This window comes from Mycobacterium colombiense, from assembly GCF_003284935.1.
Classification (GTDB): domain Bacteria; phylum Actinomycetota; class Actinomycetes; order Mycobacteriales; family Mycobacteriaceae; genus Mycobacterium; species Mycobacterium arosiense_A.
In genome coordinates, this window is the sequence record NZ_QMEV01000001.1 from 99,823 (window position 1) to 112,988 (window position 13,166).

Below are 13,166 nucleotides of genomic sequence, written 5' to 3' on the forward strand. Positions count from 1 at the left end.
CTGTTCGGAACGGCACATCCACTCCAAGCTATCTCTCGGCAGTAAAGAGGTCGTGGCCGGCTGCCACGTCGGCGGGGATCGCTGCCGCTCCTACGCAATTCCACGCAGGCGCTCCCGGTGAGTGACTGGTGGACCGCCCTAATGACATTGCCGTGGCTGATTCCCATTGGCCTGTGCGTTGCCGTATTTCTTGAAGAGACTGGAAGACATAGTGGTCAAGCTAACCTGCATGCGTGGTTACTCGGGCAGTGGGAAATCCACAAAGGCACGGCAGATAGCCCAGGATACCGGGGCGGTAGTGGTCTGTCGGGACAACCTACGGAAGATGCTCTTAGGCGAGTACTGGACTGGCCGGCGCGAGGATGAAGATCGAGTTTCGATTGCCGAGGAAGCGCAGGTGCTCGCTCTCCTTGGAGCGGGGGTCCCTGTCGTGGTGGACGCGACCCATTTGGTACCTCAGTTTCTACGTCGATGGGCCCGAATCGCCACACGTCACGGTGTGGACTTTGAGGTGGTTGACGTTCACTGCGATCCTGCTGATTGCAAGCGTAATGACCATGGTCGGATGCTGGCCGGTGGTCGTTACGTGGGTGACCGGGTTATTGACGAGCAGGTGCGGAAGCATCCTGTAGAAAAGTGGCCGGTGATCACTGCGACGCCTTTCACGGTGGATCCCTACAGGCCCCCCATGATCAAGGGGTCAAAGCCCCCGGCCATCCTCGTGGATATCGACGGAACACTTGCGCACATGCAGGGGCGCTCACCGTACGACTACGACAAGGTGGGCACGGACGCTATTGATCCCGTCATCCGCGACCTGGTTAATGAGTGGAAGTATAAAGACCCCCGGAATCGCAATGTCATTGTGCTTTCCGGCCGTGACGGTAAGTGCTTCTACGACACGCGCCGCTGGCTGTGGAGATTCGGGGTTGATTACGACGCCCTGATCATGCGCGAGCGGGACGATAACCGTCCCGACTATCTCGTCAAGTACGAACTGTTCAATAAGTACATCCGCGACAACTACGACGTGAAATTCGTTCTCGATGATCGTCAACAAGTAGTGGACATGTGGCGGAAGCTGGGGCTGAAATGCCTCCAGGTAGCTGAAGGGAATTTCTGAGATGCGCCGCTTAATACGTAAGTGGTGGGAGCGTCGCGGGCTGGAGCCTGGCGATCCCGCAACTACGGAATGGCGCGAGTACCGGCGAGAGTGCAGAAAAGTTGTCCGATTTAATGCGGGGCCCGGTGGTTACAGGGGTGCTCCTATGCCCCCGGGAATGAAACTGCCGCCTATCCCGGCGGCCTGGAGACGAAGGGCAGACGATGAGTGAGATAGGCCAGAAGCTTATCGAGGAAACCCGCAAGGTTGCGGCCGAGTATCCCGACTTTATATTCAAGGACATCTGTCGGTATGTAAATGACGGCAAGCCGGGGTGCATCGTGGGCCACGCTCTATGGAATCTAGGCATGGTTGATGAGACCACCGAAGGTAAAGGCTTCAACGATGACGGAATTTGGGGTCTGGATAAATACCTGAACCTCAACCTCGATCCGTACGAATACACCTGGTTGCGTGCCGCCCAGGATGAACAAGACACCGGCGCTCCCTGGGGTAAGGCGGTAGCGGCGGCTGACGAGGTTGCCGCACGGGAAGACTTATACACACGGGATCTACTCGATTGCGAGCGCCGTGATTGCGAGCACGATGAATGAGTTGCCTTCCTGCCCAGCCGGCCCGCACACCCACAGCCTTTCCGAGGCATGCATTCTCATCGGCTGTGAAAGCGAGGATTGGTTAGTCGACCGGGTGCGTAACGGCACCTTCCCCGCGCGCAAGATCGTCCGTCAACTGCGATTCAGTGACGACGACATTGCCCGCATCATTGAGACCTGTGCAGTACCGGTGAAAATGCAGGGCACGCCTTTACCCACGCCCACCTCGCGCAGTCGTAGGAACGTGGCGTAGGGGCATGAGAGAGCCGGATTGCGGCGGTTGTAAAAGCCAAGGCGCGCACTCTCGGCGTTGTCGCACAAATCCTGGTTGGTTCTGGTACCGATTAGAAGATATGGCCGAAGAGTTGGGTGACACCATCGGGGGTAATGATCCCGAATCGGCAAATATGGCCTACACGATTCAGGCGCGCATGAAGGCACGGGCTATCGCCAAGAGCGTGGCTTAACTTTCCGCGAGGTTATCGGTACGAAAGAAAGGGAACGTCATGGATCAGATGGGTGCGGTAGACCCAATGGACCGCTACAGATTCGTAACCGATGATGGTGATGAAGTGGTGATCGAGCGAGCTTATGGGGGTTTCGTAGTAGGCGTCACTCCCGGATGGAGTAGCCTCTCAGCTCGGCGGCCGGTGGCATTTGAACTGACCAAGGCCGAGGCCGCAGATTTAGCGGCACACCTTACGTAAGGCGATTTATAGGTCGTCTAGAGCCGCGAGGATCCGTTCCTCGACGTCAGCCGCGGAATGCCCATAGATCGACAGGGTTGTTGTCACGTCACTGTGACCAAGGCGCTCCTGGATTGCATGCGGGGGCAAGCCCTTGTCGAAGAGCCAGCTTGCATGGCTGTGGCGAAGGTCGTGAATGGTCGGGCGCCGATGCTTCGGCAGTCCGCTCTTGGCCATTGCCGGCACCCAGACGTCTGACCGGAAGCTGTCCGCGTGGATGCGATTGCCCCGCTTATTGACGAACACATACTCGCCCGACAGATCGAGTTGGTCGAGAACTCGCTGCGGCACGGCAACTTCCCGGTCAGATCTCACAGTCTTCGTGGTGCCCAGTTGCCCCTTGCTGAAGCTCTTGCAGAAGTGAACCTTTCCGGTCTTCAGATTCACGTCGGCCGGCGTCAGGGCGAGCGCTTCACCGAGTCGACATCCGGTCTCCGCGATGAACTCCACCAGCGTCCGATGGCATTCGGGCACTGACTTCAACACCAGCGGGTACTCGTCGCGCCGATCCAGGAATACCGGTGGCTTCCTGCCGGCCAGTGTGCGTGGGATTCGAATCCCTTCAGAGAGCGTGCGCGTCGCCTTCTGTGCGGGGTTGGTGCGGATCTCGCCACGCCGGAAGGCAACCTCCAGTGACGAGAACAACAGGGCCCACGCTAGGTGGGTCGTGGAGGAACTGCACGTCCTCTCATTCACCCAGCTCTGGATCAGTTCTGGTGTCAATCGATTGATGCGGACGTCACCCAGCGTTGGGTTGATGTGAGTCTTGGCGCGACCGCGGTAGGTCTTCCTCGTGTTCTTGTTCGGCTTCTGCTCGATGTACCTCTCGATGCACTCGCGGACGGTGGGGCCACTGGCCACGCGCTTCGGCTCCATCGATTGGCCGATCATCCTCAGTGCTTCGACCGCCCCATAGTCCCCCACCATGCGGACGAATAGTTCGGCCTGGGCCTTGTCGGGGAAGGTGGTGGCGCCGGCACTCCCATCCGGAAACCGGTAGCGGGCCTTGTGCCCCTCGGGGAACCGCTTACTGGGGTGGGGATGAACTGATGCCATCCGGTGACTGTACCAGGCCCGAATGTGTCCTAATCCGTGTCCAGTCCTAAAGGCGCAGGTCAGACCACGTTAATCAGAAGTTCCGAATCTGCGCCGGCGCAGTGAAGGTCTTGTCGGCGAAACTGCTGATGGGAATCTCCTGGTGCGTGCAAGCTTGACGGGCGCTTTGCGGCCGTTTCCGGCGCGGTTGGCGGGTATGTCCAGCGTATCCAGACAGGGCCGCCGGGACCTAGTTGGACACAATCGCACCCCGCCGCTCGCGTCTATGCTGCGAATATGTCGTCTCCCCGGAAATCCCAGTGGAGGACGTTTCAGCGGTTCGCGGAGAATTTGGTGTTCAACGGCGCACCGCGCCTGGTCCGGACCGTGCAGAATTCGCAGACCGTGCTGCGCGAGCTGCAGCAGGCCGTGAAGATCACGGCCAACGTCATCGCGGCGGTGGCGCCACCTCCCCCTGACGCGCCCGTCACCGGCCGGCCGGTGACCAGCGGCAGCCTGCCGACCGCGCAGCGGGCCCGCAAGCTGGTGTACGCGCCGAGCCTGGACGGTCGGGCCGATCCGGGTGAGATCGTCTGGACGTGGGTGGTCTACGAGGACGACCCGACTCGGGGCAAGGACCGGCCCGTCCTGGTCGTGGGCCGGGACCGCAGCGTCCTGTTGGGGTTGATGGTGTCCAGCCAGGAGCGCCACGCCACCGACCCCGAATGGGTTGGAATCGGTTCTGGCTCTTGGGATTACGAGGGCAGGCAGAGCTGGGTTCGGCTGGACCGGGTGCTCGACGTGCCCGAGGAGGGCATCCGCCGCGAGGGCGCCATCCTGGATCGCGAGATCTTCGACGTGGTGGCCGCGCGGCTGCGGGCCGACTACTCCTGGCGCTGAACTCGTCGCGGGCGTCGCGCCGAGCGGAACCGATCAGCCCCGCCCGCCGACGATGCAGGCCGCGTGGCGGCCTGAGGAGGAGTCGGGCAATCAGCCCTGGGTGATGTAGGACTGCAGCTGCTGCTGCTCGGCCTCGAGTTCTTCCAGTCGGCTCTTGACCACGTCACCGATGCTGACGATGCCGATCAGCTTCTTGCCGTCCAGCACCGGCACGTGCCGCACCCGGTTCTTGGTCATCAACACGCTGATCGCGTCGACCTCGTCGGTCTTCGTGCACGTCGCCAGCATGGACGTCATGATCTTCGACACCGGGCGTGACAGCACGCTGGCGCCGTGGGTATGCAGCTGGCGCACGACGTCGCGCTCCGACACGATGCCGACCACACCCTCGTCGCCGACCACCACCATGGCGCCGATGTTCTGGTCGCTCAGCCCCGCAAGCAGCTCGCGTACGGTCGCGTCCGGGTTGATGGTCACCACCGCCGCGCCCTTGTTCCGCAAGACGTCCGCTATCCGCATCGAGGCCTCCAGCCGGGTTGTGATCCGCTTCACATCAGGCTACGGCTTCCTCGCGCGGCGCAAAAGCCACCAATAGAAGCTGCAAACAGATCGTGTCCTACCGGTGAAGGCCGCGCCGGATCGCGCGATTGGGCCACTGCGAGCACCGCGGGACTGCAAGATAAGGCCATGATCGAGGTCACGCTGCTGGGAACCGGAAGTCCGATCCCCGATCCGAACCGCGCCGGGCCGTCAACTCTGGTGCGCGCCGGCGGACAGGTGTTCTTGGTGGATTGCGGGCGCGGCGTGCTGCAGCGCGCCGCCGCGGTTGGGGTGGGCGCCGCCGGATTGTCGGCGTTGCTGCTGACCCATCTGCACAGCGACCACATCGGCGACCTGGGCGATGTGCTCATCACCCGGTGGATCAGCACCTTCACGCCCGATCCCGAGCCGCTGCCGATCATCGGGCCGCCCGGCACGGCCGAGGCGGTCGCGGCGACGCTCAACGCGTTCCGCCACGACATCGGCTACCGGATCGCCCATCACGCCGACATCAACGAGCCGCCGGCGGTGGATGTCCACGAATACACCGAGGGCGCCGTCTGGTACCGCGACGGCGTCGCCATCCGGGTGGCGCCCACCGATCACCGGCCGGTGGCTCCGACCATCGGCTTTCGCATCGACTATCAGGGCGCCTCGGTGGCGCTCGCCGGCGACACCGTCCCGTGCGCCGGCCTGGACGAACTGGCCGCGGGGGCGGGCGCGCTGGTGCACACCGTGATCCGCAAGGACATCGTCGCCACCATCCCCCAGCAGCGGTTGCAGGACATCTGCGATTACCACTCGTCGGTGGAGGAAGCGGCAGCGACCGCGGCGCGGGCGGGGGTGGGCACCCTGGTCATGACGCACTACGTGCCGGCACTGGTGCCCGGCCAGGAGGAGCAGTGGCGGGCCTTGGCGGCCACGCAGTTCGGGGGGCGCGTCGAACTCGGTGACGACCTGCACCGCGTCCAGGTCGACGCAGCCTCGTGACCGCCGGCCGCGGCCGCTCAGTCGGCCGCCGAATCTCGTTGCGCCGCATGGGATAGGGCAACGCCCGCCACCATCAGCCAGGTCAGCGCCAGCACCCGGGCGATAGGCAAGATGACGCCCAGCGCCGGCCAGATCAGCACCGCCGCCGCCAATTCGGCGAGGACGGCCGTCGCCACGCCCATCCGCGCGAGCGGTCCCGGCATCAACCGCCGGGTGAGACCGGGCGCGGCGATCCCGCCGACCAGCAGGCCCAGCGCCACGATGTGTCCCGGGCCGCCGGTGAGAAAGACCAACAAGTAGAGCGCCCGGACCACCGCCGCGTCCGCGGCGACATCCGGTATGGACAACGTCCAACCGAGCAACCCCGCCAGGCCGAGCGCACCGGCGGCCAAGGTACCGCCGCTCAGCGCGACCGCGCCGGAGCCGACCCCGAGTTGACGCAACCGGGCGCCGGCGATCGCCGCGTAGATCGCCAGCGGCACCGCCGACGCGAACGTCGCGACGGCGATGATGCGCACGGCCGCCGGCTGCGCGCGCACGTAGGCGCTGACGGCGCTTGCGGGACCGTAGGGCAACGGCATGACCCCGCCCACCGCGACGCCGACGGCAATGCCGCCGATGAGCAGCCCGATGCACAGCAGCGACAGCGCCGCCAGGGCCGAGCCGCCCCGCCCCGGCCGGTGCGCATCGAGCCGCGCGGCGGCTTTGGCCGAATCGTTCATTCCTGCAACGGTATCCCTGTGTCGACGGACCTCACCCCCGGCTAGGCGAGCCGGGTCACCTCCACGATCACGTCGAGGTCGGTGGCGCCCTCCCCGGAGTAGATGCCCTTCAGCGGGGAAACGTCGGCGTAGTCGCGGCCCACGCCCACGCCGACGTACTGCTCGGTGATCTCGGTGTCGTTGGTGGGGTCATAACTCCACCAGGCGCCCGTCCATGCCTCAATCCAGGCGTGGCTTCGCCCGTCGACGGTGTCGCCCACGACGGCGTCGCGCTTGGGGTGCAGGTAGCCCGAGACGTAGTGCGCCGGAATTCCCATGCTGCGCAACAACATCAGTGACAAATGCACGAAATCCTGGCAGACGCCCTTGCCCGCTTTGAGCGCATCCAGCCCGGACGAGTGCACGCTGGTGGTGCCCGGAAGGTACTCCAGTTCCTCGCGCACCCAATTGGCCGCGGCGACGACGGCTTCGGCCGGCTTGTGCGTCTTGCTGATCTTTTTGCCTACCGCCGCCACCCGCTTGCTGGCCGGGGCGTGCTGGGTGGGGCGCAGCAGATCGTCGTAGCGGTCGATCACCGCCTCGGATTGCAGGTCGCTCCAGCCCGCCTCCGCCGAGAGTGGCTCGGCCCGTTCCGTTTCCACGACCGATGACGACATCACCGTGAGATCGGTGTGCGGTGCGTGCAGGTCGAACGCGGTGACAGCAGTGCCCCAGTAGTCGATGTAGCGGTAGGACCGGGTCGCCGGGATGGTTTCGACGCGGTTGAGGATGACGTTCTGCCGGCTGTTCGAGCGCGGGGTCAAGCGCGCCTCGTTGTAGGAGGCGGTCACCGGCGATTGGTAGGCGTATCCCGTGGTGTGCACCACCCGCAGCCGCCACATCAGGCGTCCCCCTTCCTGCTGATCAACCGGGCGCGCTGGCCCGCGTCCGACCACGCCACCCAGGGCGTCACGTGGAAGTACTGCAGCGCCAACGCCTCTCCGACGTCGCGGCAGGTGCGCTGCAGCCCCGCCAGGCGGTTCTCCAATGATTCCAGCAGCACGCCGGGCTGCACGAATTCCAGTTCGCTGCGGGCCTGGCCGAGCAGTCGCTGCGCCTCGGCGGTGGAGCCGATCCGGCTCTGCCGGTGGTGGACGAGCTCATCGAGGTTGTGTTCGGCCAGTCGCAGCGAATAGAACACCGAACGTGGAAACAGCCTGTCCAACAACATGAATTCGACCACGCGGCCCGCGTCCAGCACACCGCGGTAGGTGCGCAGGTAGGTGTCGTGCGCCCCCGCCGAACGCAACAGCGTCACCCACGCCGGGGACGAGGCGCTGTCGCCGACCCGCGACAGCAGCAGCCGCACCGTCATGTCGACCCGTTCGATCGCCCGGCCCAGCACCATGAACCGGTAGCCGTCGTCGCGGGACAGCGTCGAGTCGGCCAGGCCGGCGAACATCGCCGCCCGCCGCTCGATGAACGACAGAAAATCGTGTGGCCCAAGGCGTTTGGCGGCACGCTCGCGTTCGGGCAGGGCGTGGTAGGTGGTGTTGAGGCACTCCCAGATCTCGCTGGACGTCACCTCGCGGGCCGACTTGGCGTTTTCACGCGCCGAGGTGATGGCGTCGACGATCGAGCAGCCGCCCTGGGTGTTGGTGCTGTAGGCCACCAGATCGGTCAGCGACCACACGTCCAGGTCGTGATCCGGCGGGTCGATCCCGAGCACGCGGAGCAGCAGGCGGGACGCCTGGTCCGGGTCGACGCTGGAATCCTCGAGCAATTGATGTAGCGCCACGTCCAGGATGCGGGCGGTGTCGTCGGCGCGTTCGACGTAGCGGCCGATCCAGTAGAGCGCCTCGGCGTTACGTGCCAACATCGCGGGCCGCCCTTTGCTGTTGTTGTTGCTCGAGCTGTTCGCGCTTGGGCAGTTCGGTGGGCTGCGCCTGCTGAGACGTCAACCGCGGGGCGTCGTCGAGCATCGGGTCCGGCATGGAGGTGGGCAATGACCGCACCACCTCCGCCGCCTCGAGCTCGTGGTCACCGGCCGACGCCCGCGACGCCAGCACCCAGGTGTCCTTGGAGCCGCCGCCCTGGCTGGAGTTGACCACCCGCGACCCCTCGACCAGGGCCACCCGGCTCAGCCCGCCCGGCAGCACCCAGACCTCGTTGCCGTCGTTGACCGCGAACGGCCGCAGGTCGACGTAGCGCGGCGCCAGCGTGTTGCCGATCTGCGTCGGCACCGTCGACAGCTCCATCATCGGCTGCGCGATCCAGCTGCGCGGATCGTCGCGCACCTTCTTGGCCACGGCGGCCAACTCCTTCTCCGAGGCCTCCGGACCGAAGACGATGCCGTAGCCGCCGGACCCCTCCACCGGCTTGAGCACCAGCTCGTCGATGCGGTCCAGCACCTCTTCGCGCTCGTCGTCGAGCCAGCAGCGCAGCGTCTCCACGTTGGCCAGCAGTGGCTTCTCCCCGAGGTAGTACTCGATCATCGTGGGCACGTAGGTGTAGACGAGTTTGTCGTCACCGACGCCGTTGCCGATCGCGCTCGAGATGGACACGTTGCCCGCGCGGGCGGCGTTGACCAGCCCGGCCACCCCCAGCATCGAATCGGCGCGGAACTGCAGCGGGTCCAGGAAGGCGTCGTCGATGCGCCGATAGATGACGTCGACCTGACGCTCCCCCTCGGTGGTGCGCATGTACACCTGGTTGTCCCGGCAGAACAGGTCGCGCCCTTCGACCAGCTCGACACCCATCTGGCGGGCCAGCAGCGAATGCTCGAAATAGGCCGAGTTGTAGACACCCGGGGTCAGCACCACCACCGTCGGGTCGGCCTCGTTGGTGGCCGCGGAGTTGCGCAGCGCCCGCAGCAGATGCGAGGCGTAGTCGTCGACCGCGCGCACGCGGTGGCTGGCAAACAGGTTGGGGAACACGCGCGCCATGGTGCGCCGGTTCTCCATGACGTAGGACACACCCGACGGCGACCGCAGGTTGTCCTCGAGCACCCGCCAGGTGCCCTTGTCGTCGCGGATCAAATCGATGCCGGCGACGTGGATCCGCACGCCGTTGGGCGGGACGATGCCCATCGCCTGGCGGTGGAAGTGCTCGCACGACGTGATCAGGCGGCGCGGGATGACCCCGTCGTTCAATATTTCCTGGTCACCGTAGATGTCATCGAGGTACATCTCGAGCGCCTTGACCCGCTGGGTGATGCCGCGCTCTAGGCGGGTCCACTCGGCGGCCGAGATGACCCGCGGCACCAGGTCCAGCGGGAACGGCCGCTCCTGGCCCGATAACGAGAAGGTGATCCCCTGGTCGAGAAAGGCGCGGGACAGCGCTTCCGCGCGAGCTTTCAGCTCCGAGGCGTCCGACGGCGCGAGTTCGGCATAAATGCCCTTGTACGGGCCGCGCACGGCGCCCTGCGCGTCGAACATCTCGTCGAACGCCATGTCGTAGGCGTCCGAGGACACGTTGTATCCGCCGAAGATGCGCTCAGAACGCGCAGCGCGAAAACCCCGCTTGGTGTGGTCAAGCTGGTCCGGAAGACTCACTGTTCAGATGCTGCCTCAAGTCGACGTTCTGGCAGCCCACGTGTTCCCGTTTTGGGAGAAAACGTAACTCACTGATAACCTGGGCAATCGCTGTGGTGATATCCGGCGCCCCACAAAAACGTCGAATCGAAGAAGGAACTCCCGCGTGGCCAACATCAAGTCGCAGCAGAAGCGCAACAAGACGAACGAGCGCGCTCGCCTGCGCAACAAGTCGGTGAAGTCGTCGCTGCGTACCGCTGTCCGCGCGTTCCGCGAGGCCGCCCACGCCGGCGACAAGGAGAAGGCCGCCGAGTTGCTGGTGGCGACCAACCGCAAGCTGGACAAGGCGGCCAGCAAGGGCGTGATCCACAAGAACCAGGCGGCCAACAAGAAGTCGGCCCTGGCGCAGGCCCTCAACAAGATCTGACGCTGTACCGGCCGGCGCCGCCTCTAGTGGTGGCGCTGCGTGGCTAGCTCGGCGACCTGCCTGACCGCCGATTCCAGGGCGTAGTCGGCGTCCACCACCGCCCCCTTGACGTTCGCATTCAGCGCGGCCACCACCTTCATCGCCGTCGCCACCGAGTCACGCGACCAACGCCGGGCCTGTTTCTGGGCCTTCTGCACCCGCCACGGCGGCATCCCCAGCTGTGACGCCAGCCGGTAGGGGTCGCCCGACAGCGGGCCGACCCGGCCGATCGTGTGGATCGCTTCGGCCAGCGCATCCGCCAGGACCACCAACGGCTCGCCGCGCATCATCGCCCACCGCAAGGCCTCGGCGGCGCCTTCGACGTCGCCGGCCACCGCCTTGTCCGCGATGTCGAAACCCTTCACCTCGGCCTTGCCGCTGTGATAGCGGTGCACCGCGTCGGCGTCGACCGCCCCGCCGGTGTCCGCGACCAACTGGGAGCAGGCGGAAGCCAACTCCCGCAGATCGGAACCGACCGAATCCAGCAGCGCGGTCACCGTCTGCTCGTCGGCCTTCACCCGCAGGCCGCGAAACTCCTTGCGGACGAAATCGACGCGTTCGCTCAGCTTGGTGATCCGCGCGCACGAATGCACCACGGCGCCAAGGGATTGCAGCTCGGTGGCCAGCGCCTTGGCGCGCCCGCCGCCCGAATGCACCACCACCAGCACCACGCCGGTCGGCATGTCACTCGCGGCCGAAACGATCACCGCGGCAGCGTCTTTGCCCGCTTCACCGGCGGCCTCCAGCACGACGATGCGCTCGTCGGCGAACAGCGACGGACTCAGCAGCTCGGCGAGCTCATAGGTGCTGACGTCGCCCGCCCGCATCCGGTTGACCGGAACGTCGTCGGTGCCGGCCCGCTTGCGCGCCGCCCGCAGCACGTCGGCCACCGCCCGCTCGACCAGCAGTTCCTCGTCTCCCAGGACCAGGTGCAACGGCGAAACCTCGCTCACCCCACGATGGTGTCACGCCCCACCGACCGCGCCGCTCGGGGGACACCGGCCCTACCCCAGTCCGGACAGGGCCCACGCCAGCCCCGCGAGCGCCCCCACCCCGGCCACCACGCGAAACGGCCGCCACCGCCACAGCACCACCGCCAGCACCGTGACACCGCCGACGATCAGCGTGCCGGGCATCCCCTCCGGGACCGGCATCGTGGCGCCGGGCATGTTGGCCGCCCAGTGGGCCACGCCGTCCACCCACCACAACTCCGGACCGGTGAACCGGATCAGCAGCCGCGCGGCGCCCGGCCAGATCGCGCAGAGCGCGGCCGCCCCGGTGCCCAGCACGGTGATCGGGGCGATCACTGCGGCCACCACCAGGTTCGCCAGCGCGGCGACCACGCTGAACCGCCCGGAGATCGCCGCAACCAGCGGCGCGGTCACCACCTGCGCGGCCCACGCGACGGCGAGCGCGTCGGCCAGCGGCCTGGGCCACCCCTTGGCCGCCAGGCGCCGCGACCAGACCGGCGCGACGACGATCAGCGCGGCCGTGGCCAGCACCGACAACCCGAACCCCACGTCCACGGCCAGCGCGGGGGCGACCGCCAGCAACACCAACACGCTGGCGGCGAGGGCCGGAATGGCTTGCCGCCGGCGCGAAGTCAGCATTCCCGTCAACGCGATGGCGCCCATCACGGCCGCCCGCAACACGCTCGCCGTCGGCTGCACGACGATGACGAAGGCCACCAGCGCCAGCGCGGCGAGCACGACGGCCGCGCGGGGGCCGATCAACCGGGCCGAGAACAGCACGGCGGCACACACGATCGTCACGTTGGCACCCGACACGGCCATCAGGTGCGTCATGCCGGCCGCACGAAAATCGCGGCTGGTGTCGCTCGGCACCGCCGACGTGTCACCGAGCACGAGCGCGGGCAGCATCGCCGCCTGCTCGCCGGGCAGCGTGGCGCGGGCGGCGGCGGCGAAGCGGCTGCGCACGCCGTGCGCGGCCGACTGCACCGCGCCCGCGGTGCCCATGGTCGGCGGGCCCGACGCGTTGAGCACCGCGACGGTCAGGTCCCGGCGGGTCGGCCGGGTGATCCGCGCGGTGAACCGCACCGGCTGGCCCACCGTCACGGCGGCGAAGTCCGAGGCGCGCGCGAAAACGACGACCCGGCCCGTTATTTCGTCGGCGCGCAGCCGTTGCAGGGCGGCCCGAAACATCAAGCGGCTGCTGCCCAGCGACACCGGGCTCTCGGTGGGGGTGACCGTCACCGGGGCGCTGGTGCCGAAGGCCGCGGTGATCGGGTGGTGACCGACCGCGTCGGCGCGCAGCGCGATCGCGAAGCCGTATCCCGCCCCGACCACACCGACAGCGGCGAGGCCCGCGCTGATCGTGCGCAGCCGCGCCGGCCGGCCGGGCCGGCGCGCCGCACGCCATGCCAGCGCCCCGGCCGCGACGGTCAACCCGACGCAGCACCAGGCGAGGATCCGCCCGGCCGACCACCAGATGCCACCGGCGGTCACCGCCCAGCAGGCCAGCGCGGCCGGCACCAGGCGCACGTCGACCTGCCCGGACGGCGCTCCGTCCGGACCGGGAT

At 66.7% G+C, this 13,166-nt stretch carries 14 protein-coding genes; 6 read left to right on the forward strand and 8 right to left on the reverse strand.

The window, feature by feature from the left end; all coding sequences use genetic code 11:
* Positions 1-229 precede the first annotated feature (229 nt).
* The 3 genes from DQP57_RS00555 to DQP57_RS26545 all read left to right on the forward strand — a co-directional run bounded on the left by DQP57_RS00555 (position 230) and on the right by DQP57_RS26545 (position 1,969).
* A complete protein-coding gene (locus tag DQP57_RS00555) occupies positions 230-1,123 on the forward strand; it encodes an AAA family ATPase (protein WP_112630872.1) in 894 nt (297 codons plus the stop codon).
* Positions 1,124-1,326: 203 nt separating this feature from the next.
* Positions 1,327-1,716: a hypothetical protein gene (locus DQP57_RS00560; protein ID WP_112630716.1), complete on the forward strand. Its 390-nt coding sequence runs from the start codon at positions 1,327-1,329 to the stop codon at positions 1,714-1,716.
* Complete coding sequence (locus tag DQP57_RS26545) at positions 1,709-1,969, forward strand: hypothetical protein (protein ID WP_133259214.1); 261 nt, start codon at positions 1,709-1,711, stop codon at positions 1,967-1,969. The genes DQP57_RS00560 and DQP57_RS26545 overlap by 8 nt, the downstream gene beginning before the upstream one ends.
* A gap of 460 nt (positions 1,970-2,429) precedes the next feature.
* Here the strand turns inward: DQP57_RS26545 and DQP57_RS00570 are convergent, their stop codons facing one another.
* A complete protein-coding gene (locus tag DQP57_RS00570) occupies positions 2,430-3,518 on the reverse strand; it encodes a tyrosine-type recombinase/integrase (protein ID WP_112630719.1) in 1,089 nt (362 codons plus the stop codon).
* Positions 3,519-3,794: 276 nt separating this feature from the next.
* On the opposite strand from DQP57_RS00570, the gene DQP57_RS00575 reads away from it, so the two are divergent.
* The gene (locus tag DQP57_RS00575) at positions 3,795-4,397 is read left to right on the forward strand and encodes a type II toxin-antitoxin system PemK/MazF family toxin (RefSeq protein ID WP_112630721.1); all 603 of its coding nucleotides are present in this window, start codon (positions 3,795-3,797) and stop codon (positions 4,395-4,397) included.
* A 90-nt stretch (positions 4,398-4,487) separates the two neighbouring features.
* Here DQP57_RS00575 and DQP57_RS00580 read toward each other — a convergent pair whose 3' ends face one another.
* Complete coding sequence (locus DQP57_RS00580) at positions 4,488-4,916, reverse strand: CBS domain-containing protein (protein ID WP_112630874.1); 429 nt, start codon at positions 4,914-4,916, stop codon at positions 4,488-4,490.
* A gap of 168 nt (positions 4,917-5,084) precedes the next feature.
* On the opposite strand from DQP57_RS00580, the gene DQP57_RS00585 reads away from it, so the two are divergent.
* Positions 5,085-5,927, forward strand: a complete 843-nt coding sequence (locus DQP57_RS00585) for a ribonuclease Z (RefSeq protein WP_112630723.1) — start codon at positions 5,085-5,087, stop codon at positions 5,925-5,927.
* 17 nt (positions 5,928-5,944) lie between these two features.
* Here DQP57_RS00585 and DQP57_RS00590 read toward each other — a convergent pair whose 3' ends face one another.
* From DQP57_RS00590 to DQP57_RS00605, 4 genes are read right to left on the reverse strand one after another with little or no spacing between them, the layout of a single operon-like run.
* Positions 5,945-6,649 carry a hypothetical protein gene (locus DQP57_RS00590; RefSeq protein WP_112630724.1) on the reverse strand — a complete coding sequence of 235 codons (705 nt, stop codon included), beginning with the start codon at positions 6,647-6,649 and terminating at the stop codon, positions 5,945-5,947.
* A gap of 41 nt (positions 6,650-6,690) precedes the next feature.
* Positions 6,691-7,530, reverse strand: coding sequence for a transglutaminase family protein (locus tag DQP57_RS00595; RefSeq protein ID WP_112630726.1), 840 nt, complete (start codon positions 7,528-7,530; stop codon positions 6,691-6,693).
* On the reverse strand, positions 7,530-8,507 hold the full coding sequence (locus tag DQP57_RS00600; RefSeq protein WP_112630728.1) for an alpha-E domain-containing protein: 978 nt from the start codon (positions 8,505-8,507) through the stop codon (positions 7,530-7,532). The genes DQP57_RS00595 and DQP57_RS00600 overlap by 1 nt, the downstream gene beginning before the upstream one ends.
* On the reverse strand, positions 8,494-10,182 hold the full coding sequence (locus DQP57_RS00605) for a circularly permuted type 2 ATP-grasp protein (protein WP_112630730.1): 1,689 nt from the start codon (positions 10,180-10,182) through the stop codon (positions 8,494-8,496). The genes DQP57_RS00600 and DQP57_RS00605 overlap by 14 nt, the downstream gene beginning before the upstream one ends.
* A 145-nt stretch (positions 10,183-10,327) precedes the next feature.
* Between DQP57_RS00605 and rpsT the strand changes: the two genes are divergently transcribed.
* Positions 10,328-10,588, forward strand: coding sequence for a 30S ribosomal protein S20 (rpsT, locus tag DQP57_RS00610; RefSeq protein WP_112630732.1), 261 nt, complete (start codon positions 10,328-10,330; stop codon positions 10,586-10,588).
* Positions 10,589-10,611: 23 nt separating this feature from the next.
* On the opposite strand, the gene holA is transcribed toward rpsT, so the two are convergent.
* Together holA and DQP57_RS26985 are read right to left on the reverse strand one after the other, a co-directional pair.
* On the reverse strand, positions 10,612-11,580 hold the full coding sequence (holA, locus tag DQP57_RS26980; RefSeq protein ID WP_276310808.1) for a DNA polymerase III subunit delta: 969 nt from the start codon (positions 11,578-11,580) through the stop codon (positions 10,612-10,614).
* 51 nt (positions 11,581-11,631) lie between these two features.
* On the reverse strand, positions 11,632-13,128 hold the full coding sequence (locus tag DQP57_RS26985) for a ComEC/Rec2 family competence protein (RefSeq protein WP_112630878.1): 1,497 nt from the start codon (positions 13,126-13,128) through the stop codon (positions 11,632-11,634).
* Positions 13,129-13,166: the final 38 nt, after the last annotated feature.